Origin of the sequence: Foetidibacter luteolus (assembly GCF_009650435.1) — a bacterium.
GTDB classification, from domain to species: Bacteria; Bacteroidota; Bacteroidia; order Chitinophagales; family Chitinophagaceae; genus Foetidibacter; species Foetidibacter luteolus.
Window position 1 is genome coordinate 59,928 of record NZ_VVIP01000034.1, and the last position, 22,970, is coordinate 82,897.

The following is a 22,970-nucleotide window of genomic DNA, read 5'->3' on the forward strand; positions in this document are numbered from 1 at the left end:
TAAAAATAATTTAAGTCCGATAATATGTTAAGGACAAAAACCTCAAGATCTCCGAAATCCGAGGCAAAGATTTCCCCCGGAAACTCTTTAAACGTTGAACTTTTAACAAATATGCTGCTTAAAATTTAAGCATAGGCAGGTTAAGCGTAAAGCTGCTCCCCTTACCGCTGCAGCTCTCTGCACAGATTGTACCACCGGCTGCTTCGGCAAGTGTTTTGACCAGACATAAACCCATGCCGGCACCCGAAAGCTCTTTATCAAAACGCTCGTACATTCCGAAGAGCCGGTCTTTGTTTTTGGCAATGTCAATGCCTTTGCCATTGTCACAAACAGTTATCCTGTATTCTCCCTGGTCAGTATACAGAGAAACACTGATCTGGCAGCGCCTTTTTTCGTGGCGGAAACGTACGGCATTTTCGAAGAGCTGCAGAAGAATATCTGTGAGCATGCCGCGATTAGTATGTATAATGTCAATGCCAATGAAGCCGCAGCTAATCTCTGCCTGCTGTCCGTGGATGCGAAGGATTTTTGAGGCTGTTTCGCTGACCAAGTATGCAAAATCTATGTCTTCCCTCTTTTCCATATTTCTGCTGCTGTACCTGAGGATGTTATTCAGGTCTAACACAACGCGGTCCAGCCCAATTGTCACTGATGACAACGCCTCGGTATAAAGCTTCCTTTCTCGTTCTGTCAGGGCGCCCCCGGTCAGTTCCGCCGTCAACCCAATGATGTTGGCAACCGGTGCCCTTAGGTTATGCGAAACTATAAATGCAAACCGTTCCAGCGCTTGGTTACGCCTGGCCAGATCCTGCGCAACTTTTTCTTTGAGAATTTCCTCCTGCTTGCGCATACTGATATCCGTAATGGCCATGACCATACCCATACTTTGCGAGTCGGATCCGGCAATATTGAACCATCGCACGTAATACCAGCGGCGGCAACCGTCAGGAAGGTCGTAGCAGATTTCATAAGAGGTAGTATGTCCTAGGATAGTTTTCTGCATAATCGAATGAATTTCCTGCTGCCTTTCTGAAGGAAAATAGGAAAGCGCGTCGGTATGTTCCCTGAGTTCCTTTCCAAAAAGGATCAGCGCCAGCTGCGATGCAAGCGGGTTAAAGGATTTTACTTTCATGGACCTTCCAATCAAGATGTATGCCGTATCCGTATTACAAAAAATGGTATTTAGGTTGGCCTCGGACTCGTGTAGTTTGCTTAGTGCATCAATAGCGATGGCTGTGCTTTTCCGGATGTCTATTAACCCTTTTGCCTTTTCCTGGGTTAGTCGCCATTTTTCCATAGCAGCTATTACAGCGCGTGGCAGTCGTTCCATCCGGTCTTTGAGGATGTAATCGTCTGCACCCAGACTTAAGAGCCCCGCAGCAGCATTGTCCGGCACTGTTGCTGTGACCAGAATAAAGGGGATTGGCCAGCCTTTTTCACGAACATAACGAAGAGCTTCCCTTGAATTAAATGCTGGAAGCGAGTGGTCACAGAGAATAAGGTCGGGCCGCGTCTTTTCGAGACTTGAGATAAACTGCTCTTTTTTATCAACGACAAAAATTTCACAGCAGATGCCTCCTTTCTCCAACACGCGCCGCACCAAGGCTGCGTCAGTTGGGAGATCTTCGACGTGCAAAATTTTGAGAGGAACATTCATAAAGCTCTGATATTTATAAAAAACTACAGGTTGGAGGCTGGTTAAAGCACAGCCAGTAGCGTGCAATCGCTACCATGGTCTCTGCAAATAACTCGTAAGCTAGCGGTTTGACTATATAACTGTTGGCGCCCTCTCTATAACAGCGTTCGATGTCCGACTTCTCGCCAGACGAACTCAGGATGATTACCGGGATGGCGCAAAGGTCTTTGTCAGCCTTTATACGCCGGAGGGCATCGTTACCATTCAGCTTAGGCATTTTAATATCAAGTAAGACCACAGCAGGTAAAACAGCGGGGTTCCTCGCAGTGTAGCTGCCTTTTCCATACAAAAAATCAAGCGCTTCCTGACCATCCTTTACATGAAACACCCCCTCAGAGAGACGGGCTTTTGCTAAAGCCCTGACCGCCAGTTCAGCATCGCTTGCATTGTCTTCCACCAGTAAAATCTGCGGAGATTCAAATGACGACATAAATTGTTTTTCAGCAGTTAAACTGTTTTGGTTTTCATATTAAGGATAAGCAACCGGATCTGCCAAGTAAAGTTCTCCTTCGGTTGTCCTGACCAGGGCAGCCTTGACCGACTTCTTCTTTCCATTTTCCAGAAGACAGGATCTTACCCACCCCACTAATATACCTTTTGCGGGCATTTCCAGATAACAAACAGAAAGCTCAGGCGTGATATAACAAGTGAACACATACTCCTTATTGCAGACCTGAATTTGCATCCCAACCTCTGCATCAGGTTCCCTTGTTGTATTCCATTGATAATCTGTCATGGCAGGCATTTACATTTGGCAGAACAAATTTAGCCATGACTCGGACCGAGAACTATAGCATAATTTTGTTTTTTTGTAGAATTATTACTATCAACTCCGTTTTGATTTTGTTAATAAAAATTTTATATTGACAACGCCAATATATTCCTTGGGACTTAAACTGCTGCCATGCGACGACACATGCGATTTTATGCTGTTGCGATAGGATTTTTTGTTGTTCTATATGTCTTTCATTCAGCCTACACAATTTTAGCTACCCTATGGACTGATTGACTGGCGTGGGTTTCAGAAGTTAAAAATACATCCCGTCCGGGGCCGGTATACCCTTACTATTCGATACGCTCCATGAAGTTACCTCTTCAATGCGCGTTGCACCACCAAGAATTTTTAATTGAATAAAATACGAGAACTTATTTTTGCTAAATAAATTAGTAAAAATATGGATGCGGCAAAAATGAATACATGGGCCATACCCCTGCTTGATATCGGCGTACCTGCCGGGTTTCCTTCGCCAGCGGCCGATTATGTAGAAAACCGCATTAACGTGAATGATTTTTTGATAAAGCATCCGGAGTCAACCTTCATCATCCGCTGCACTGGAGATTCCATGATTAACGCGTTCATCCCGCCACAGGCATACTTGATAGTGGATAAATCGTTGACGGCTAAAAACGGAGATATTGTCCTGGCTGTGGTAAATGGTGAGTTTACTGTAAAGTACTTGGTAAAAAATGACCACAAGTGCTGGCTGAGGGCAGCCAACAGTAAGTTCAAAGACCTGGAAATAACCCCTGAAATGAATATGTCTGTGTGGGGAGTGGTGACATCAATAATCGCAAACCCAAATGAACTGCGTAATGTTTGCTTTGGTTGATTGTAATAATTTTTATTGCTCCTGCGAGCGGGTATTCGACCCCAAACTAGATGGCCGGCCAGTAATAGTTTTAAGTAATAATGACGGGTGCGCAATAGCCCGTAGCGAGGAAGCGAAGCAGGTCGGAATTGTCATGGGCACGCCAGAGTATATGATTCGCGACCTTATAAAGGAGCACAATGTGGCGGTATTTTCCAGCAACTACACTTTATACGGCGATATGAGCGACCGCGTTATGAAACTGCTCGCCAGTTTTGTACCGCGGCTGGAGCTTTATAGCATTGATGAAGCTTTCCTGGATATGAGTGAATTAGCCTATGAGAACTTACTTGAATTAGGAATGCGGATAAGAACTACCGTTACACAAAGCACAGGTATTCCTGTTACTGTAGGTATTGCCCCAACAAAGGTGTTGGCTAAAATGGCTAACCGGTTTGCAAAGAAAAAGAGGAAGGATATAGGCGTTCACTGGCTTGGGAATGATTATCTTATCCGGGAAGCACTGGAAGCCACGGATGTTGGCGATATATGGGGTGTAGGCCATCAGTATTCCACGATGCTTGTGCGTAACGGGTTTAAAACCGCTGCAGATCTTGTAAACGCTCCAGAGGATTTCGTTCGGGAAAAAATGTCTGTAGTAGGGCACCGGTTAATAAAGGAGCTGAAAGGCATCCCGGCAATAGAGTGGGAGTTTGAACCGAAGAAAAAGAAGAACATTTGCACAAGCAGATCTTTCGGTAGCCTAACCCAAAGCAAAGATGTGATGATTGAGGCTGTTTCAAATTATGCTGCCTTGTGTGCCGGCAAATTGCGCAAGGAGAAAAGCTGTGCCAGAGAGCTTATCGTGTTTGTAAAAACAAACCAGTTTCGCACCCAGGATAAGCAGTATGAGCACGCTATCCGCATGCAAATGGAAGTGGCTACCAACAATACCGTGGAACTAATAAAGTATGCACTCAAGGGGCTGGATATAGTTTTTAAAGATGGTTACAATTATCAAAAATGCGGCGTTATTGTAAACGACCTGGTTCCCGAAACTGAAATTCAGTTTGGAATGTTTGACCAGGTTGACCGGAAAAAGAACAATACCGTTATGCATGCCCTTGATAAAGTTAACCAGGCCTTTGGCAAGGATATAGTTAGGTTTGCGGTGCAACGGTTTGACAAACGTTACCGGCTCAATGCCAGGTTTCTATCAAAAAAATATACCACGGATATTAATGAAGTTTTGCACGTAAAAATTTAAGGAATGATCAACCCATTTGCGCTTTTCCACCGGGAGATGATACCCGGCTTTATTGAAATGAAACGATTTTATTTGGTGTCTCAAACCAACAAAGGCGCATTTGCCCCCATCGTTTTTGAAAGCAAAACACCCATTCTCCTTTCAGATTACGAAAACCTGGGCCTGGCGAAAATCCATTTTAATGCAATCACCAATGATAGGTACCGCGCCATTCTTGACCTGACTAAAGATGCCCATAAAGCCAAGCTTTACGAAATGCTGAGCCCTAATTCAAAATATGTTGTGTATTCCGCATTCATCCAAGATGAGAGAAAGGTCAAAAATCTCGTTGATACTAAGTACTGCGACAATATTAGGAGATATCTAAGTAAAGAAACGAACTGGCGGATAGACCGCAAGGAAATTCTCCGGCCCGACCTTGAATTGATTTTCGGTGAACTTTTTGTAACATTGAAGTGGAGCGGGCAGACGGTTAAGCTGCGATTGGCTGACATTGAAAAGTATTGAATATGTGTTACGACATTTCTTTTACGGTAAACATCAGGGTATTGTCGGATTATTTTCCTGACTTGGTTTGGGATGATCAAATTGTTCTGGACTTTGATAAAGGAGTTCATATTCAAGCGCCAGGCGTATTTGGTGAGCATGCTATAATTTACCGTAACCGGGAAGATTTGCTGCCGCACTGTAGGTTGATGGAATGGGGTGTTATCCCGCATTACGTCTCAACTGAAAAGAAATTGATAGACCATACTAACGGAAGGACGCAGTGGGCAAATATCCGCTCCGAAAGGGTTCTGGATGATAAAGCCAGCTACTGGTACAAAATCAGGAACAGGCGCTGCCTTGTACCGTTGGTAGGCACATACGAACACCGGGAGGTAAAAGGATGGAAAAAGAAGGTCCCGTATTACATTAAACCTTGCGAACAGGAAGTGTTTTTCGTGCCGGGATTATATGCTGTTGCCGAGGTGGCGAATGAGAGTACAGGTGAGGTTACAACGCACCGAACATTCGGCATGATGACCCGGGCCGCAAACTCTGTAATGAAGCAAATTCACAACAGTGGGCCCAACAAAGGGCGGATGCCTCTATTTCTTCCTTTTGAGATGTCGAAAGCTTTTATTCAGCATGAGCTGAGTGAGGCGGAATATCGGGGGGTTTTGAATTACGAAATGCCGTCAGAAGACCTGCTTTATTTTACTACTGACACAATAAGAACAACAAAACCCAGGGCTGACGGTAAGCGAAAGAATGAAGAATTTGAATGGGCAAAGTTACCACCATTAGGAGTTGGTGACCCGGACTAATAAATTAGTTTTTATGGTTAAAATGATAAGTGAGACTTCTGAATTTACTTTCACCTTCGAAAGGAAAAAAGTAAGTGGTACATTTTCAGAATTCATAGTGGATGCCAAGCAATGGCCTTTTGATAAGCCTCAACTTCATGTTCACGTTCAAATACCTGAAGAAAAGTTCGGGAAGTCCTTTCAATTTTACTTTATAGAAGATGATACACTGTTTTGGTATGATCTTCAAGAAGAGCGCTGGCAGAACATGGCGAAGGCCATAGCTGATCAGCTTTTATCTATACGTCCATGAAAGTTTAATTAAGGCTAACATTATTAATGGATAAAGCAGTACTATGGAATTTGCATTGAAGGAAGGGAACATGGATCTAATAACGCTTCAGCTCCTAATACAAATACGTGCGTTGCAGGAAACGCAACTTGCGATGATGATAGAGCTTTTGTCCAAGGATGACAAGGAAGCCAATGAGAATATGGCCTGGATGAATCGTGTCTTGACTGATAACATTCAGCGAGTATTAGAAGACTTGTATACAAAACACGGAGAGTTGAACATTAAGGAACTATTTGATAACAAATAGTAGCTGCATATTTAATTAGACTGCCTGAGCCTTCGGTTTTCCTCAATCCTTTTACTTATCAAGTCATGCAACTGAGTTTTAACTGCCTCAGCATATTCTTTTCCCCCTTTTCTTTTCTCTACCCACCAGTAGCCCTCGCACTCCACAAACATGCCCTCAAAGCCGTCGCTAAAATTCACCTGATAAGCAAAATTGCAAACCAAATCGTACTCTCCGGAAACTGTAACCTTTAGTTGCTTGCCGTTTATTTCACATGTAAAAACGTATGGCACGGCAAATGGCTTGAATGGTGTAGGAGCGTTGGATACTAATTCCATACCTTAATTTTTAGTAAATATATACTAAAAAATTTAGTATTTCCAAATGAATTTATTAGCTTAGTTGGAAATTTACCGATTATGGGATTCTATCTTACAAGCGAAGAAGATCGAAAATACCTGGTTGAAAGCGCCCGCGGCCATGAAGGGATATTCCTTTACGAAAGGGAATTTAGTTTTGAAGACGGTGATAAAGGCAAGGCTGCAATTACGCTTATGCTAAGGCCCAATGGCACTTTTTATTACCGTTGCATTGTTGATGAAATCTCCGTTTGCGACATCGAGGAGGTCAATGCTGGTGGTATGATAGTTTGGTCTGATCTGGAAATGGGGCCGAATAATTATTCGTTAGCTTTAGGCAAGCTGATTGAAGCTAACCGTAAAGATGCCCAGCGTGGATGACATAGAAATTCAGGATATATCCATCAACTACTAGGGTGTCCGCCAGGAAATACAGATTACAGCGCTACTGAACAACTATCGCATTTTATGGTACTAAATAATGATTGAAGCAATTGGAATGTTCATACCGCGCTTTTTAATTAACTTTATTTGGAGCCGCTTAATCCCGGTTCAGACATTTTTATAAGACAGGACAAATGCACCTTTTCCAAGGCGCATTTTTACACCCTGTATTATGCTTTTGCGGACAATCTTTACCTGCATCCACATTTCCAATATGCCTTTATTCATCGATATTGCTATCAAATTGCTGGTATTAATTCATTCATTTTCGGAGTGGCGATTATTGCGAAAATTCTGAACAGGAAAGAGCCGGCCAACAGCCAACGCATCTATTTGCGTAAGGCGGCTGTAATTGCAGTCATCCGGGCGCTTGACTTGAGGCTATCATTTACGAGCAACATTTGAAAAAGAAGCAGTATATCTACAGGAAAAAACCTTACCGTTGACAACCTTTGCCGCTATGAAGGAATATGGTGGTGCAAAATATTTCAGCGAACTATTTTCTACGCTTCAAATCTGATTGGCCATCGTCGGCAAAATGTCGTTCATGCAGGTCAAATGTTGATTGCGCAACCTGCATTCTTCTTTTTGCCGGAATGGTCGCCCCAGCAGTTAGGATATCGCATTGTGCAACGGTCGCTCTATTGGAACTATTCGCGTACTGGTGCTAACAAAGCTTATTATTATAATTATCCCTCCCTGTTCGACATTACATTTACAGCGTCATTAATAATCGGCCCAGCGATCTTTGGTATGAATGTGCACCAAAGATCTCCATTGATTACTTTTAACAACTATCTCATTAATGATCCGATCAAGTTGGTTGCAAGCGTGTTCCAACGCATTAATAATTGCGGCTCTGTCGTCTGGTCTTGTGCCCTTATAAGCGAGGGGATAGCAACGATGTTGGTAAGCGGGGCACGTAGTTTGTGTGATCGCGAAAATATAATTTCGTTGAGAACTTCCTGCTGGCTTTTCATAAAAAATTCCTGCTGTTTTTGTTTGGTTATGTCCGAGACGGTCACCGAAATCACACCACCTCCTCGGCCGCAATAAAAGGTGAGGTACTGACGGAAAACCAGTTCACTCCTTCACCGGTCTTTATGGCAAATTCTTTGGCTACACTGCCACCACGAAGCGATTGCATTAACATTTGTATGACGTCTTCAGCGACACCGCTATTTTGTTTTTCAAAATTGATCTCAATTTAATCCTTCATATGGTCGCCCACCTTCAGGACGCCGGAAGGAAAGAAAGCCGATTTTCTTTTAGCGTTGGCGTTAAAAAAAATCACTTTGAATGCCGATGTGAGAACAATCTTGGCCTTCGTGGCGTCGTCGAACAGGGATTAAATAATTATCTGTTTGCGCTCAAAAAAATAGTCACTCTCTTCCTGATAGTTAATGGATGATGGATCTAGAATGTCTAAGGTTACACGTTGTTGGTTTATCATATTCGTATTAGATGTATTTAATTCTCCCGCCATTGTCTTGAGCCAGCGTACAGCCAGCCTTCCTATCGCCCATTGAAAAGTCGCAAACCTAAACCCAGATATATCAAAGTGCCGACATAATTTGGGAGACTTGATTTTTTATATTGGATAACTGAAATTAGACAATTATTAAATCATCTTTATAGTTCTCTGCTTTGAAAAGATCAATTCAGACCCTGATTATTTCGCTAAAGTGATATTTATCAATTTTTTAGTTTTTATTTTTCCGGACTTTCGCTTGAAGTGCTTGCTTTTCCGAAAAAGAGTAAGGATCCAGCCTATGTAACTAAAAACGGCAATCAATATTTTTCTTTAGAAAGAATGATATGCAACAGGTTTCGTTTGGAAGTTACATTAATGTTTCAATGCAGCTGGAATATGTTGGTTACCCGATTCATGGTTTTTTCATTCAATGGGCTAACTCGTTCATCATCGATGAAGAACGAAAAATCCTGATGACGGTCGCAATTGTTAGGACACAGGAAGGCAAGATTTTTCTTGCAAATCCGCTTGGCCTATCCTTTCATGATCCCGAAGCACAAAGCCTCTAAGTCTTTTGGTCGTGAGCAGCTTGATAAAGCCTTTTAATCATGTCCCTGTAAACAATGTCTTCCGTCTCTGCGCAACCTTTAATTAACCAATATCCATAAATGAAACCCACATCCATTTTCATTGTTGACGATGACTCCCTGCATCGATCTGTCGTAAAACTCCATCTTAATTCACTCGGTTATAGAAATATTCACTGCTTTCCCAGCGGTGAAGTGTGCATTGATAATCTCCATCTTAAAGCGGATATTGTCTTTTTAGATTACATGATGACGGCAATGGATGGGATGGAGGCAATGAAAATCATTAAGGCGCGGCGCCGTGAATGTTTTATTGTTTTTGTTTCCGCACAAAATAATCTTGAAGCTGCACTGAATGCATTGAAGTCTGGCGCGCATGACTACATCGAGAAAGGGCGCGAACAGCTTAAAAAAATAGAAGCAGCACTTTGTTCGATACAATCATGTTTTGATCAGTTCACTAAAAGTCCAGAGGAAACGCGGTCTTTCCTTGTCCGGAATCGGTGGTACAATGGCTTTGTTGCACAGCAAAATCAAGGATACCCCGCGTGACTAAAAAGACTGACATGGACAGTTCCTACTGAAGTTTTTGTTTGAGGGGGTGATATTTATCTCATACCAGGACGTCAACGTTTAAATGAATGATGCGTAAGTGCTCATTTGCGACCCATGTGGTTTTATCATTACTGAGCACAATAGGATGTTAGAATTGATTGCTGACGAGGTATGTGCATTCTGCGTGGCATGCTCTCATCATTTTTGTAACAGGAATCAATTCTCAAATTTCGGTTTTCAAAACAATGACTTAACAACAAAAACGGCTCTTTCCTAAAGATGAGTTTTATACATGTGGCAGTTTAGGGTCGGCCTTGTTATATACCCTCGTTTGACCCGATATCGGGCAGGCTTTGCCTGCCCTGATTTTTCTAAAAGTTTTAAAACTGTAAAGCTCAAAATAAAGGCGGCTTGAAATAAATCTTATCAAGGCGTTCCATAAACAAATATTCGTATCCTAATGAGGAAAAAATTATTTACTTTTAAAAAAAAAATTTTTAAAATTTTCCAATAAATCCTGGACCAGCCATGACTTCAACCCGAATTTTTCCAATCAACAAGTGGAGCATTCAAAAGGAACAGTCTCATACATCCTTTTCGAAGGACGAGATCGATTTATTGGTTGCCAACGGAAAGCACCAGGTCTATCAAAAGAATGATGTAATTTTTAGGCAGGATCATTATACCGAGGGTGCCTATCTAATTATAAAAGGCAAGGTCAAAAAGTTTAAGCTGGATCAGGATAAGAAGCCTCATATCATTTTTGTTGCCAATAGCGGTCAACTGATAGGCTATCACGGACTTTACACTGGTGAACGTTATGTCGATTCAGCAATCGCGTTGGAAGAGACGGTTGTATCTTACATTCCAAGGCAGGCCTTTTTCGCCACAATCGATAACTCGCCTTCCATATCGCGCAAGCTGCTCGCCATCATGGCTCATCAGTTTGAAATACTAACCAATAGCCTTTCTTTACTCTCACGCAAAACAGTCCGCGAGCGACTTGCCTTACAGCTTCTGGTTATGCGGGAAAAATATAAAGAAAATCATCGTGAAGGCGAGCAAATTCAGATCAATTTATCCCGCGACGATTTGTCAAGCCTCGTCGGTACAGCGCGTGAGAACATTGTCCGAGCTCTGACCGAGTTTAAAAAAGAGCAAACTTTATTTACAAAAGGGCGGAAAATTGTAATTACTGACGTTGAGAGATTAATTCAAATCGCAAACATTCGATAATTTTTTCAAGCGAGTTATTAGAACTTTAAACATGGTGAACGAGGTAACTTCACTTTTAGAATGTCGTGTGACTAGCTTTCCATTATAATAAAAATTGATAGCATTAAAGAACATTCAAGGGATAAATGAACGCTGATCTATAATGCAATAATAGAATCTACTTTCACTGATTAAAATAATTAAATTGTGTACAGGTGTTATTCGAACTCAAAGAAAACGGAAGTGCGTCAATCACCTCCGTTTTGTTATTTGGCGTTAATCCTAGAAAAACCATCCAATATCCAGAGCAACCAATAGACTAGGAAAACCTCTTGTTTCAACAAGGAGGTTTTATGAGAAGATCTAAAGAACGAGCGTTTTTGTATTTTTAAGAAGGGGCAGTGAAGTTATGGCACGAAAGGTTTTTGCTGAATTAATTTTTCGATTGCGAGAAAAGTTTTAATCTGGATATTTTTCTGTGTTTTAAACTGAAACCTTGCTGATCCGGTTATTACTTTTAAAAAATTTACTTATCTTGCTATTCTTTTAAAACCAATATCCATTTCATGTTAACCTCTAAATCTATTTTCATCGTAGACGATGAACCCCTTCATTTATCCACGTCAATGTATCATCTCAAGCGCCTGGGTTACAAAAATATCGCATGCTTCAGCAGCGGGGAAGAATGTATAAGTAATTTAGACCTTCGTCCGGACATTATTTTTTTAGATTACCTGATGAATGAAATGAACGGGCTGGATACGCTGAAAGCAATCAAAGCTTATCATCGCAATTGTTTTGTGGTATTTGTTTCCGGGCAAGATAATGTTGAGGACGCGTTGGAGGCCTTAAAAAATGGTGCCGTGGATTACATCGTCAAAGGAAAGGACCAACTGAAGCTAATTGAAGCAGCACTTTCCTCTATTCGTGAGTTTTTTCTGACTCATGATAAAAATTTGGAGCACCAGCATAAATCGTTTCTTTTAAAGAATCGATGGTATAACGGTTTTTTGTCCCCTTGTTGATAAATGGATCGATAACCCCCAATATTCCTATGGCATCATATGAACTCAAGTTTTTGTTTGAGGGAATAATCTTTACTTCGACCTTGCATGTGCTTAGCGATGATGTAAATCAAAAGGAAGTAATGATTGTCTTTTCCACAAAATATCTTATAAATAATTTTCAAAAGATGTACAAGTTCTGTTTGGTGAATAACCAGTTTAAGGCCATTTATCCAAACAGTCAGAAAGAGCGTGAATTAATTGATGCTCTTCAAATGTCCTTACTTTCTTATTTTAAAATCACAAGCAGGAAGTTTGTTAGCATGAAGTCAAGTATTAGCGCTTAAAAGCTCATTTACTTCCATAAGCCTCGACCTAGCCTAGTTTAACCTGCCGAGTTCATGAAGATTAGCCCAGCCCTATTCTGGAAACCTAGAAAATGGAGCGTTCAGGATATTAGACTATCTGCATATCGCTATGCTGCTTTAAAAATTAGGGTCAACTGATAAACTTATCCGTTTTGATTATCTTCTGGGTCATCGCATAATGGATCAGTTCTATATCTCTAGAGATATTTAGCTTTTCAAAAATTCTCCGCTTGTAAGTACTTACTGTTGTTATAGCTAAAAACAGTTGACTTGCAATTTGAGAAACACTGTTACCAGAAGCAAGGAGTTTAAAGACCATAAATTCTCTAAGCGAAAACCGGTTATGAGGAGCTTGCTCCTGCTCAATTGATGCCAACAATGTTTCTGCAATTTGTGGTGTAAAATACCTTTTACCCAGCCTAATATGTTCAATTGCATTGATGAGCTCATCATTTGCAGCGGTCTTGTTTATATAGGCGGAAGCCCCGAGTCGAAAAGATCGAACCGCATAAAGATCTTCGCTATAAGAGCTGATCATGATTACAGGCAAACCTGGATAGATGGATTTGATCTGCTGAAGTGTTTCAAGCCCGTCCCTGCCAGGCATTTCTATATCAGATATTACAAGATCGAAATGATGGGATACAATTTGGCTTATCAGGGATTCTGCATCGTTGACTTCAATAACTTTACATGAAGGAAAATAATCTTTCAACAGAAAGCTGATGCCTAGCCTGATAAAGGAATGATCATCTGCAACAATTATATTTTTCATCCTACTTTAATTTTAGATTTGATTAATCCAAAGTTGGCAATTCGACATAAAATATTGATCCCTTTCCTTCTGCACTTTCAAACCAAATTTTTCCTTTCAAACTAGCTACTATATCTTTTGTACTAATCAATCCCAATCCATGCGATTCTTCGCCTATTGTTCCTTTTCTGCCTGTGTTCTTTTGTGCGTTAAAAAGTTTTTCTTTCAACTGATCCGGGATACCAATACCAGTATCTTCGACTATCAAGCGGGCTAACCCTTTATTGGCTTCAATCTTAATGTTAATGACAGATTGGTGAGGACTAAATTTAATGGCGTTTGTTATCAGATTGGTGATTATACGCCATACTTTCCAACTCGTTCCGTTCACGTAAGCTTTAGTAGATGCATTAACGTTCAATACCTGTTCTTTTTGTTCTGCCGCAGGTAATAGCAATTCAACAGTAAACCGGACAATTTCAGCGAGTTCGGTTCTTGCAATGTCAACTTCCATCCGTTTAGTATCGCCAAGAACATCCTTGATCGTCGAGTCAGCATACCTACAAGCATTTTTAATAGCGTTAAAAATTTTGTTATAAGAATCAAGCTCTACTTTTCGCGAAAGACCAGACACAAGCGTATTGATCCCGGCTATCGGGTTTTTGAGATCATGAGCAACAGAGCGGATTATTTTTCTAAGATTAAAAAGCTTGAAAAGATTTTTTTGCTGATGGATATAAAGATGCCTTTGGATTTTGAATCCTCCAGCTATTAATAGCAGTAGCAGGATAAATCCTGCAATCATTATCCAGGTGTAAATAATTTCGATTTTTCTGTTGCTCTCGTGCAGTTCTTGTTTGAGGTTTTGAGAAGTTGTTTGTAGTTCTGAAAAAATATTAAAAGAATCAAACACTATTTTACGTTTGTCATTTTCTTCTTTAAGGGCAATGTATTTTCTTAAGTAGGGATATGCTTGAAGAGAATCAAAGATCATGTAAAACCTGGATTGTAGATTATATAGCTGGACAAGTATTTTGTCGTTTTTTGATCTGTGCAGGGATTCTTCAAGTATCTTCAGTGTTTCCCTAGCCTTCGAAAAATTGCTATTTCTAATTTCGGTAGAGGCAATGAGGGAAAGAGTTGCCTGGTAAAAGGGCGTATCAGCCCTGCTTGTCGTTAACGTACTGTTTCTTAGAAGCTCCAGCCCGGATTGGCTTCTGCCTTCCAAAGTAAGTAGCTCCCCTTTATTAGCTTTAACTACCGCTTTAGCAAGTTCATTATATTGTTTGTGGTCTGGAAAATGATATTCATTTTTGATAATGTATCGCATGGCTGAATCAAAAAAAATCCTTGCACTGTCAAATTTACCATCATTCATATAACTTAATCCGGTATTATCAAGGTTAAGTTGAACATACACATATCGTGCAAATGAATCGGGCTCACATGCAATCGTCTGGTTTACAGCTGCTTGATAATAACGGGCTGCATCTTTAAACTTCTCCTGTGCGTATAATATGTTTCCCAGCCGGTTGTAATAACCATTACTGGTACATTTATCATCGACATGATCTTCTATGAAGTGACTGGCTAGAGTGTAAAAGTTTACACCTTGTAAAAAGTTTTGTTCTGCAAAAAAAATGTCTCCTTTCAGAAATAGAGTTTTTGCATAGTACTCCGCAAACGATTGATCATCTAAAAGAGGCTTTAGAACTTCAAGAGCACTGTCGGCGCATAAGTGAGCCGCATTATAATCTTTCAAACTCGAAAAATTAATGTCTCGTTTAAGATCCAGAATCCTGTACTTTTCGTTGGCTGACATTTTGCGGGATCGTGAAAGCTCAGTTAGGGCTATGATCGCTGCAGAAGAATTCGTATCACGAATTTTCTCAATCATTGTCATTCGGTCTTTAATCAGAAACTCTTTTTGTGATTGGTCGAATGGTCTCTTGCAACTCCCTGACCCAATACAAAAAAGTGAAAACATCAATTCGGCGGCAATAAAAACTCGGGGATAAATTAGGAGATTGGACATTGGACGAAATTTTAGGTGATTTACAGGGATTCAGGGGATACGAAAAAGGGTTGTTAATAATATTTCTGCGTTTAAAAATATGCCAATGTTTATTAAACAATTCACCTGTTGGTTAATCGGAATTCCCTTTACCATTAATGAAAGGGAAAAATTTGGCACACCGATAATTACAAATTATAATAAACATCAATATATTATTCACGCATGATTTCGGTGTCGGGGAATTTACGTAAATATGACATCGTGAGAACTTTTTTACACATCCTGTAGACATTTCGTGCATGAAATGGATACCTGACAGATATGCTAAGAAAATATCGAGGAGCAACTTTTTTTCGTTTTTTTTGTATTATTTATTTCTATGATTAAGCCAATATCCTTTAATAATTTACATCAATTCAAGCATTTTTCGTTAGGCCCCTTTAATAAAGTATTACTTCCACTCGAAGAAATACTTAAAGCTCTAGAAATGCTTAATAGATTATGCCAAAAATCTTTGAGCTTTATTGTTTTGCAGACTTTGGAAGATGAATATATTGTATGTGATTCTGAGCTTCAGGAAACAGCTCAGCGTGTATTAAAATTTTTAAATCGTTTAAATATTGATTTTAGCGATACCAACATCATTTCCGATATGAGGCAAGCAGAAGGGATAAACCTTCGTAAATCTGGCTTAAGTAATATCTTGCAGTTTTGCACAACAGCCCCCCTGACTACAGATGATGGGGTAAATTTAGGCACTCTTTTTCTTATTGATAATTTGCCAGATACGCTATCTGATTTGCAGCGTCAATTACTTCAGTTTATTTCTAGGCAAATAGTTTTGTCTGTTGAAACAAAGCTCAATGCGATAAGTTTACAAAATCAATTGGAGGAAATCGAAGGAAAAAATAAGTCATTGCGTCGTATAGCGCAAATACAATCCCATGACATTCGCCAACCTCTCTGTTCCTTAATGTCTCTAATTCACCTTGTAAGTTATAACAAAAACGAATTTAGTGAGGAGTGGCTAACTTTGTTACACGAAAGCGCCCAAGCACTTGATCAAAAAATTAAAGACATTGTAAAAGAGAGCATGTCAGAAAAGGATATTAAGGCGATACGGTTTAATAAGATGGTAGAGGAAATTGAGGATTATGCCATACTGCTGTTAGACAAAGATGGCCGTGTTGAAAACTGGAATAAAGGTGCAGAAAAAATAAAAGGTTACAAACCCGGGGAAATTATCGGAAAACATTTTAGTGTTTTTTATACTCAAGGTGAACAAGTGACTGGTAAACCCAATAGCCTTCTTCTTGAAGCTAAATCCAAGGGATATGCAAAGGATAAAGGATGGCGTGTTAGAAAAGACGGGGGGGTGTTTTGGGCTAGTGTCTTGATTACAGCGATACACGATGACAACGGCGAAGTGATAGGTTATACTAAGGTTACTCGCGACTTAAAATTAAAAAGGACTGAGAAGTTAAGTTGAAAGGGCCGTAATTAGCGAAGTATCCATTACACAGAACAAACTTGCTTCGGTTTATTCAGATTTTCTTTTATTTAATCACATCACTTCAGAGAACATTCTTGTGAGTTCCGTTCTTTCATAAGTTCAGGACAAAAACTAAACCCAATGGATTTGCAAGAATTATCCTGCCGTCATCCTTGAAAGCGATAGCAACTGTGATAGGAATTTTAGTTTCTTTATCGAGGATAAAGGAATTACCCCACTGAATGAATGTTGCTGTCATAGGATGATTAGCAACTGCAATGCTCATTCCATCGGTAATATAAGCAGTGTATATGATTTGCACATTCTTAAATTTTATGTTGAATGTTATATATATGCGATGTCTATATCTTTAAAATTTTAAAGCCTTTAACAATAGAAAATAACTTAACACGAATCTATCCACAGGGCCATAAATCGTCTTCCGTAATCATCGCCAGTCCTCTTGCGGCGTCGGCGTAAATGCTGATTGGATACTTTTCTTTAAAGGAGCGGTCGCTTTCAACGCTTAAACCCAACTTGCTTTTGACACTGCCAAGTTCGTCAAGATCGATATACCCAAGCTCCGGAATGCCGAAGCCAAGATCGCAAAGGCCAAAAGCGAGGCCATCGTTATCGTGACCGATTTCTGTCAACAGCCAAGTACAGTTCGTGCCGGGCATGAACAATTTGACGACCGGAACATGATCTTGACTGGAATAGTCCCTCAACCCGTTTTTTCGAAGTTGGATGGACTGCGCAATGGTAATTTGAGAGTAAATATTGTATCGCATGATGGTTCCCTTTCGTTTGAGATGATGGGTACGGGAAACCGTTCCCTGAAATTCGAGCGACCACCCGGCAAAAATTTTGGTCGGGCGGGGAGCCGCAACGTGGCGGCGAAAATTTTTGTTGGAAGCAAGGAAGCGGTTTCGGCAGGATGACCGTATCAATTCATCAAAGCGAGAACGAAAGATGTAATAATGCCGTTTGTCCGATGCTGATGGTTTGTGTGATCAGGCGAAAAGCTGTCAAAATTGGTGCAAATTACACATGTATCAGATCCAAAATTGCCAACAACCAGTATACCTATATAAAAACGTTACAAAACCGGACAGTCGTTTGTATCGGAAAAGAACGTTGGTTGGCGACAAATTTCGGCCTAACTATTTGTTAATCAATCCACTGGATATCCGGCATGCTCTTGGGAGCACGTTTTCAATTTCTGTTTTTCATTCCACCAATATGATTAGAAATTTCTTTAAAGTCGCTTTTCGAAATCTTCTGCGCAATAAAGGTTTCTCTGCAATCAACATCACCGGCCTTGCGATAGGCATGGCCAGCGCCATCCTTCTTTTACTATGGATAAAAAATGAAACTAGTTACGACAAATTCCATAAAAACAAAGACAGGATTTACGAGGTATGGAACCGCGTACCTTACGAAGGAAAGGTCGAATGCTGGAACACCGTGTCAGCCCCAACTGCCCGGGCGTTGGAGAAAGATTTGCCTGAAGTCGAACGCGCAGTAAGAATTACAGGTGACGACAATGTTCTTTTTTCCGTTGGCGATAAAAAATTAATGAAATCGGGGTTCATGGTTGATACCGGTTTTCTGCAAATGTTCAGCTTCCCTTTGCTGAAGGGCAATCCTTCGACTGCATTGAATAACATCCATTCCATCGTGCTTACTGAAAGAGCCGCAAAAAGCTTGTTTGGCAATCACGATGCTTTTGGAAGGGTAATAAAACTTGAAAACGAAGAAGGTTTTACTGTAACGGGGATAATGAAAGACTTACCCAATAATACCCGATTCGATTTTGAGTTTTTGATACCAATGTCCAATCTAAAGTACAAACCTGGACAGGATTTGGGTTGGAACGACAACAGCACCCCCACTTTTGTGATGCTGAAGCCCAATGCAAACTTTACATCAGTGGCTCCTAAAATAAAACTGTTAAAGCAAAAGTATAGTGATGAAGCAAAAACGATGAAATGGCAGTTATTTCTTTATCCTCTTGAGCGCTGGCGTTTATATTCAAGCTTTACAAATGGCGTCGAAGACAGTGGCGGCCGCAACACATCCGTCAAATTAATGAGCATTATCGCTGGATTTTTATTACTTATTGCCTGCATCAATTTCATGAACCTGAGCACCGCACGAAGCGAAAAACGGGCTAAAGAAGTTGGCATACGAAAGGTAGTGGGTGCTCAAAAAAGTTCACTTGTCAGTCAATTTATCGGTGAATCTATCTTTATCGCCTTTCTGGCAGAAGTTATTGCCGTTCTTATAGTTCAGTTAAGTTTACCAGGTTATAATCAGCTTACCGGGACGGAACTGTTCATTGATTTTAGCAGTGCGTACACGTGGCTCGCATTTACAGGGTTTGTTTTTTTCACCGGATTATTGGCTGGCAGCTATCCTGCATTCTTCCTTTCCTCTTTCCGCCCTGTAAAAGTTTTGAAGGGAACTTTCAAAAAAGGAAACGCGCTAATAGCTCCCAGGAAGATATTGGTTGTAATACAATTCACATTTGCCATCATTTTGATGATCTGTACCATTATCGTTAAACAACAGATAGACCATGCCCGCAAACGCCAGACAGGTTATGAAAAAAGGAATCTCGTTTACCATTTCATGACCGGTGATATACCTAAGAATTATGCTCTTATAAAAAACGAACTACTCGCATCAGGGGTAGCAAAGTCAATTACGAAAACGAATTCCCCACTTACTGAAAGATGGAGCGATGGGTGGGGACAGAATTGGGAAGGAAAAGATCCCAATGAGAACACCTCTTTTGACCGGTACCTATGTGATGATGGGCTGGGTTTAACTGCGGGATTGCAGTTTGTTCAAGGCCGGGATTTCGATCTGAAAAAATTTCCTACCGATTCGACAGCATTACTCATAAATGAATCAGCCCTTAAGATAATGAAGTTTAAAAACCCGATCGGCAAAACGGTAAGTGACTTAGGGATAGATTGGCATATTGTGGGAGTGGTAAAAGATTTCATTCTGACGGATCCTTATCAATCGACAAAGCCTATATTGATCTGTGGGGCTAAAAGTAGCTTTATGAGTTTTTACACAATGTTGATAAAGCTGAATGAAAGAAACGCTGCGTCTGATAACATAAAAAGAGCAGAAGCAATTTTCAAAAAATATAACCCGGCATACCCATTTGAATATAAGTTTACAGACGAAGCTTACGCCAAGAAATTCGAAAGTGAACAACGCCAGGGAGTCCTGGCGGCATTATTCGCAGGGCTCACTATATTTATTTCATGCCTTGGCTTATTTGGTCTTGCCACATATATGGCGGAGAACAGGACTAAGGAAATAGGCGTAAGAAAAGTATTAGGGGCTTCGGTCACAGGGATCGCAGCATTATTATCAAAAGATTTTGTGAAGCTGGTCATCATTTCATTCGTAATAGCTGTGCCACTCTCATATTGGGTCATGGATAAATGGTTGCAGGCTTATGAATATCGTGTCGGTATCCATTGGTGGGTATTCCTTGCTGCATGTTTTTCGTCTGTAGCGGTTGCGGTATTGACCGTAAGTTATCAGGCTATGAAAGCGGCATTGGCCAATCCGGTGATATCGCTTCGCACGGAATGATAGAGTTCGGGTAATCTTTTCGACATATAGATAAATTAAAGTTGGCCACTCAATACTGCGGTAGTGAATAGTATCATCGATAACAATTTCACCATGCCACCTTTTTGTAAGGTTTTTTATTGCTGAATTTTATGCCTCTTAGTATTACATTGCCTACTATTTTTGATAGCAAGCTCCTGTTTTCCGTTACAAGAGCTTGCAGACATTTGCCGTTGCCTTACCAGAATGCTTTCAAAATAAACTGCAGCTTTCGATGCCTCACTGGCAGCAATGTCAAACTGCTTATTTTCCTTGAGTGCTTTCCACCGGTCGGTGAGATAGTTACAAGCATAAAAACAGTCTTTGCGTAACGACCCGCTTCAAAACCCAACACAATTAATGATGCTGACATCAACCACCCGCTAAGCCCGTCAGCATGTTACTCTATAGGCATTCGCTTCATTCAAAATCCATAACTAACTTCACGGCTACCCAAGGTTCCATGAACATGGCTTAAATTCTGCCTCCGCTTTGTTCTTATTCACTTAACTCTTTATGGTTTTATGTGAAACCCTTTTTGTCTATCAAAATTTTTTCTATTTTTACCCTATGAGAAGCACAGTAATGTCATAATATCATTTGCTTAGCCCCGCACCAATCTGCTAATATTTTGTAGTTAGCGAGTGTTTTTTACTTCTATTTTTTGGGAAACTAAAACTCATTGCTCAGTAAATAGTCACTGGCTATGAAGTCATTTACAAATCAAATTTTATGTCAACATATTTAAATGCAAACCAAATAGAACAATTCGTTCAAAATGGTTACATCCGTATTGACAATGGCTTTTCAAAGGAAATTGCGGATACAGTTGTAAATATTTTATGGAAAGAAATTCCTTTTGACAAGTCAGACCCCTTGACCTGGGTTAAGCCTGTTATTCGTCTGGGAATGTACAGTAGTAAAACTTTTGTAAATTCCGTAAACACTCAAAAGTTGCATACTGCTTTTAATCAGCTAATTGGTCAAGACAAATGGATTCCCTGCAAAAGCGTAGGAACATTTCCTATAAGATTTCCTTCCGGTGACCAGCCTAATGATATTGGTAAACATGTAGACGCGAGTTTTCCTGGCAATGAACCAAATAACTTTCTTGAATGGCGTGTCAATGTCAAATCGAAAGGAAGAGCGTTATTGATGTTAGTTTTGTATTCCGATGTCAGCAAAAATGATGCGCCAACGGTCATTTATGAAGGCTCTCACCTTGAAGTTGCAAAGTTATTGTATAATGAAGGAGATATGGGTCTTTCGTTTAGGGAACTTGCAGGCAAATTAGAGGATATGCCAAAAAGAAAAGAAGCGTACGCAACTGGGAAAGCGGGTACAGTTTACCTATGTCATCCGTTCTTAGTCCATTCAGCCCAACCTCATAAGGGAATCACTCCTAAATTTATGGCACAACCACCCTTATTGTTAAGAGGGGAGTTATCTATTTCAAATTCTGATGGCAATTATTCACCCGTTGAAAGGGCCATTCGTTTAGCGATAGATTAATTATAAGAGGACTCATATTGGAAAAGATGGTCTTCAGCAGTGTCTCTGCGAGAATCGATTTGGAATATTCAGCTCCTTTGCGATTGAATGCTGAGAATCCATCTTCGGCAATGACATTAGCATAAATTGGAGTTAATGGTTTACGGATTCGCGGTGGCGGGACTTTAAAACCTTCAGTCCAAATTTTCGGGGAATACCCAACAGTAAGACGTTTGAGTTAACGACCGTCAACCACACTATGGCCAATACGTGCTATTGATGTTTATTCTGTCTTTTAGCCAAATCCCTCTGCAAACAGGGATTTCTGCCGACTCTGGTTTAGATTCGTTGCTTATAAATTTAGATACTATTCCGGCATTTGCTACTAAAGCAACCTTTACAATGCATTTTCCTAAACATATGGCTTCCCATACTTTCTAAGTTCCAATTCGTGTCTGCGCGTAAAGGTTAGCAGACGTTCACTAACTTGACAATGAAAATTGGTTGGGAAAAGATAGTTTCAACCCCATCTCGTTTTGGATGGTCGGTTCCACCCTCGCATATGCCATAACTTGATGGTTGGCATTAAGATACAAAGTATACCTGGTATTTCTCATGTGCGTCTGCACCTGCCTCCATGATACTTTACCGTAGCTTCAGACCAGTAAAACCAAGCATTAGCACGCATAAACAGGTTTTCACCTTAGCGTCATGTCACACATTGATTGACGAATAAAGTCGTAATAACTTTATCTGTGTATTGTCGCAGGTAAATTGCCAGTTGATTTTGGCATCTCTGTTGTTTCTATGGTTTTGCCATGCTTCTACTTCTTTTTTCATTGTTTCGATATCGCTTACCCTGCGATTTAGACATTGCCCCATTAGAACGTTTAACTTGATTCAGCCATATTTAACCAACTGCCATGTTTGGGTGTGTAAACAAACTCAAATCTATCCCAAATTCTTTTTGCTTCCCGGGGTTCATATACTTCACACAGAGCGCCTGGCTTGTGTGTTCCCAGGTTGTCCATTACCCAGTATAATTCTGGGTGCGTCTTTATACGATTCATCTGTTATACGTTTAATATGCTTTGCCCAATCCGATTTCGTTTTTTGCGCTGTAACCTCTACATATCTTTTTCCTGTCAG

At 40.4% G+C, this 22,970-nt stretch carries 23 protein-coding genes and 1 pseudogene; 15 read left to right on the forward strand and 9 right to left on the reverse strand.

Translation table 11 applies throughout. The features are described 5' to 3' along the window. Window positions 1-118: 118 nt before the first annotated feature. The 3 genes from F0364_RS09320 to F0364_RS09330 are packed head-to-tail and all read right to left on the reverse strand — an operon-like array spanning window position 119 to window position 2,432. A complete protein-coding gene (locus F0364_RS09320) occupies window positions 119-1,657 on the reverse strand; it encodes a hybrid sensor histidine kinase/response regulator (protein WP_153797508.1) in 1,539 nt (512 codons plus the stop codon). A gap of 13 nt (window positions 1,658-1,670) precedes the next feature. Continuing rightward, on the reverse strand, window positions 1,671-2,126 hold the full coding sequence (locus tag F0364_RS09325; protein WP_153797509.1) for a response regulator: 456 nt from the start codon (window positions 2,124-2,126) through the stop codon (window positions 1,671-1,673). 39 nt (window positions 2,127-2,165) lie between these two features. Next, complete coding sequence (locus F0364_RS09330; RefSeq protein WP_153797510.1) at window positions 2,166-2,432, reverse strand: hypothetical protein; 267 nt, start codon at window positions 2,430-2,432, stop codon at window positions 2,166-2,168. Window positions 2,433-2,871: 439 nt separating this feature from the next. Between F0364_RS09330 and F0364_RS09335 the strand changes: the two genes are divergently transcribed. From F0364_RS09335 to F0364_RS09360, 6 genes are read left to right on the forward strand one after another with little or no spacing between them, the layout of a single operon-like run. Further along, complete coding sequence (locus tag F0364_RS09335) at window positions 2,872-3,306, forward strand: LexA family protein (RefSeq protein WP_235921038.1); 435 nt, start codon at window positions 2,872-2,874, stop codon at window positions 3,304-3,306. Then, window positions 3,290-4,552 (forward strand): Y-family DNA polymerase, encoded by a 1,263-nt coding sequence (locus F0364_RS09340; RefSeq protein ID WP_153797530.1) that lies wholly within the window; start codon window positions 3,290-3,292, stop codon window positions 4,550-4,552. The genes F0364_RS09335 and F0364_RS09340 overlap by 17 nt, the downstream gene beginning before the upstream one ends. A gap of 3 nt (window positions 4,553-4,555) precedes the next feature. Further along, window positions 4,556-5,059 (forward strand): hypothetical protein, encoded by a 504-nt coding sequence (locus F0364_RS09345; RefSeq protein WP_153797511.1) that lies wholly within the window; start codon window positions 4,556-4,558, stop codon window positions 5,057-5,059. Window positions 5,060-5,100: 41 nt separating this feature from the next. Continuing rightward, a complete protein-coding gene (locus tag F0364_RS09350; protein WP_235921039.1) occupies window positions 5,101-5,862 on the forward strand; it encodes an SOS response-associated peptidase in 762 nt (253 codons plus the stop codon). Between the two features lie 13 nt (window positions 5,863-5,875). Continuing rightward, window positions 5,876-6,154, forward strand: a complete 279-nt coding sequence (locus tag F0364_RS09355; RefSeq protein ID WP_153797513.1) for a hypothetical protein — start codon at window positions 5,876-5,878, stop codon at window positions 6,152-6,154. Window positions 6,155-6,197: 43 nt separating this feature from the next. Next, window positions 6,198-6,443: a hypothetical protein gene (locus tag F0364_RS09360; protein WP_153797514.1), complete on the forward strand. Its 246-nt coding sequence runs from the start codon at window positions 6,198-6,200 to the stop codon at window positions 6,441-6,443. Window positions 6,444-6,454: 11 nt separating this feature from the next. Here the strand turns inward: F0364_RS09360 and F0364_RS09365 are convergent, their stop codons facing one another. Beyond that, complete coding sequence (locus F0364_RS09365; protein WP_153797515.1) at window positions 6,455-6,760, reverse strand: hypothetical protein; 306 nt, start codon at window positions 6,758-6,760, stop codon at window positions 6,455-6,457. Window positions 6,761-6,841: 81 nt separating this feature from the next. On the opposite strand from F0364_RS09365, the gene F0364_RS09370 reads away from it, so the two are divergent. The 6 genes from F0364_RS09370 to F0364_RS09395 all read left to right on the forward strand — a co-directional run bounded on the left by F0364_RS09370 (window position 6,842) and on the right by F0364_RS09395 (window position 12,081). Then, window positions 6,842-7,162 (forward strand): hypothetical protein, encoded by a 321-nt coding sequence (locus tag F0364_RS09370; protein WP_153797516.1) that lies wholly within the window; start codon window positions 6,842-6,844, stop codon window positions 7,160-7,162. A 150-nt stretch (window positions 7,163-7,312) separates the two neighbouring features. After that, window positions 7,313-7,630, forward strand: a complete 318-nt coding sequence (locus tag F0364_RS09375; RefSeq protein ID WP_153797517.1) for a hypothetical protein — start codon at window positions 7,313-7,315, stop codon at window positions 7,628-7,630. Window positions 7,631-9,043: 1,413 nt separating this feature from the next. Continuing rightward, window positions 9,044-9,268, forward strand: a complete 225-nt coding sequence (locus tag F0364_RS09380) for a hypothetical protein (RefSeq protein ID WP_153797518.1) — start codon at window positions 9,044-9,046, stop codon at window positions 9,266-9,268. A 99-nt stretch (window positions 9,269-9,367) separates the two neighbouring features. After that, complete coding sequence (locus F0364_RS09385; RefSeq protein ID WP_153797519.1) at window positions 9,368-9,838, forward strand: response regulator; 471 nt, start codon at window positions 9,368-9,370, stop codon at window positions 9,836-9,838. A 531-nt stretch (window positions 9,839-10,369) separates the two neighbouring features. After that, window positions 10,370-11,077 carry a Crp/Fnr family transcriptional regulator gene (locus tag F0364_RS09390; RefSeq protein ID WP_153797520.1) on the forward strand — a complete coding sequence of 236 codons (708 nt, stop codon included), beginning with the start codon at window positions 10,370-10,372 and terminating at the stop codon, window positions 11,075-11,077. Between the two features lie 545 nt (window positions 11,078-11,622). After that, window positions 11,623-12,081, forward strand: a complete 459-nt coding sequence (locus F0364_RS09395) for a response regulator (RefSeq protein ID WP_153797521.1) — start codon at window positions 11,623-11,625, stop codon at window positions 12,079-12,081. Window positions 12,082-12,558: 477 nt separating this feature from the next. On the opposite strand, the gene F0364_RS09400 is transcribed toward F0364_RS09395, so the two are convergent. Both F0364_RS09400 and F0364_RS09405 read right to left on the reverse strand, forming a co-directional pair. After that, window positions 12,559-13,203 carry a response regulator gene (locus F0364_RS09400; protein WP_153797522.1) on the reverse strand — a complete coding sequence of 215 codons (645 nt, stop codon included), beginning with the start codon at window positions 13,201-13,203 and terminating at the stop codon, window positions 12,559-12,561. A 22-nt stretch (window positions 13,204-13,225) separates the two neighbouring features. Then, entirely contained in the window at window positions 13,226-15,217 is a 1,992-nt protein-coding gene (locus F0364_RS09405; RefSeq protein ID WP_153797523.1) for an ATP-binding protein, read from the reverse strand. 361 nt (window positions 15,218-15,578) lie between these two features. On the opposite strand from F0364_RS09405, the gene F0364_RS09410 reads away from it, so the two are divergent. Beyond that, the gene (locus tag F0364_RS09410; RefSeq protein ID WP_153797524.1) at window positions 15,579-16,688 is read left to right on the forward strand and encodes a PAS domain-containing protein; all 1,110 of its coding nucleotides are present in this window, start codon (window positions 15,579-15,581) and stop codon (window positions 16,686-16,688) included. A gap of 115 nt (window positions 16,689-16,803) precedes the next feature. Here F0364_RS09410 and F0364_RS09415 read toward each other — a convergent pair whose 3' ends face one another. Then, window positions 16,804-17,013 carry a hypothetical protein gene (locus F0364_RS09415; RefSeq protein WP_153797525.1) on the reverse strand — a complete coding sequence of 70 codons (210 nt, stop codon included), beginning with the start codon at window positions 17,011-17,013 and terminating at the stop codon, window positions 16,804-16,806. 94 nt (window positions 17,014-17,107) lie between these two features. Next, the gene (locus tag F0364_RS09420) at window positions 17,108-17,482 is read right to left on the reverse strand and encodes a DUF2958 domain-containing protein (protein ID WP_153797526.1); all 375 of its coding nucleotides are present in this window, start codon (window positions 17,480-17,482) and stop codon (window positions 17,108-17,110) included. A 259-nt stretch (window positions 17,483-17,741) separates the two neighbouring features. On the opposite strand from F0364_RS09420, the gene F0364_RS09425 reads away from it, so the two are divergent. Continuing rightward, window positions 17,742-20,312 carry an ABC transporter permease gene (locus F0364_RS09425; protein WP_235921040.1) on the forward strand — a complete coding sequence of 857 codons (2,571 nt, stop codon included), beginning with the start codon at window positions 17,742-17,744 and terminating at the stop codon, window positions 20,310-20,312. Window positions 20,313-21,062: 750 nt separating this feature from the next. After that, window positions 21,063-21,842 (forward strand): phytanoyl-CoA dioxygenase, encoded by a 780-nt coding sequence (locus F0364_RS09430; protein ID WP_153797527.1) that lies wholly within the window; start codon window positions 21,063-21,065, stop codon window positions 21,840-21,842. 693 nt (window positions 21,843-22,535) lie between these two features. On the opposite strand, the pseudogene F0364_RS29160 reads toward F0364_RS09430, so the two are convergent. Beyond that, window positions 22,536-22,970: pseudogene (locus F0364_RS29160) on the reverse strand (transposase); the annotation flags it as partial.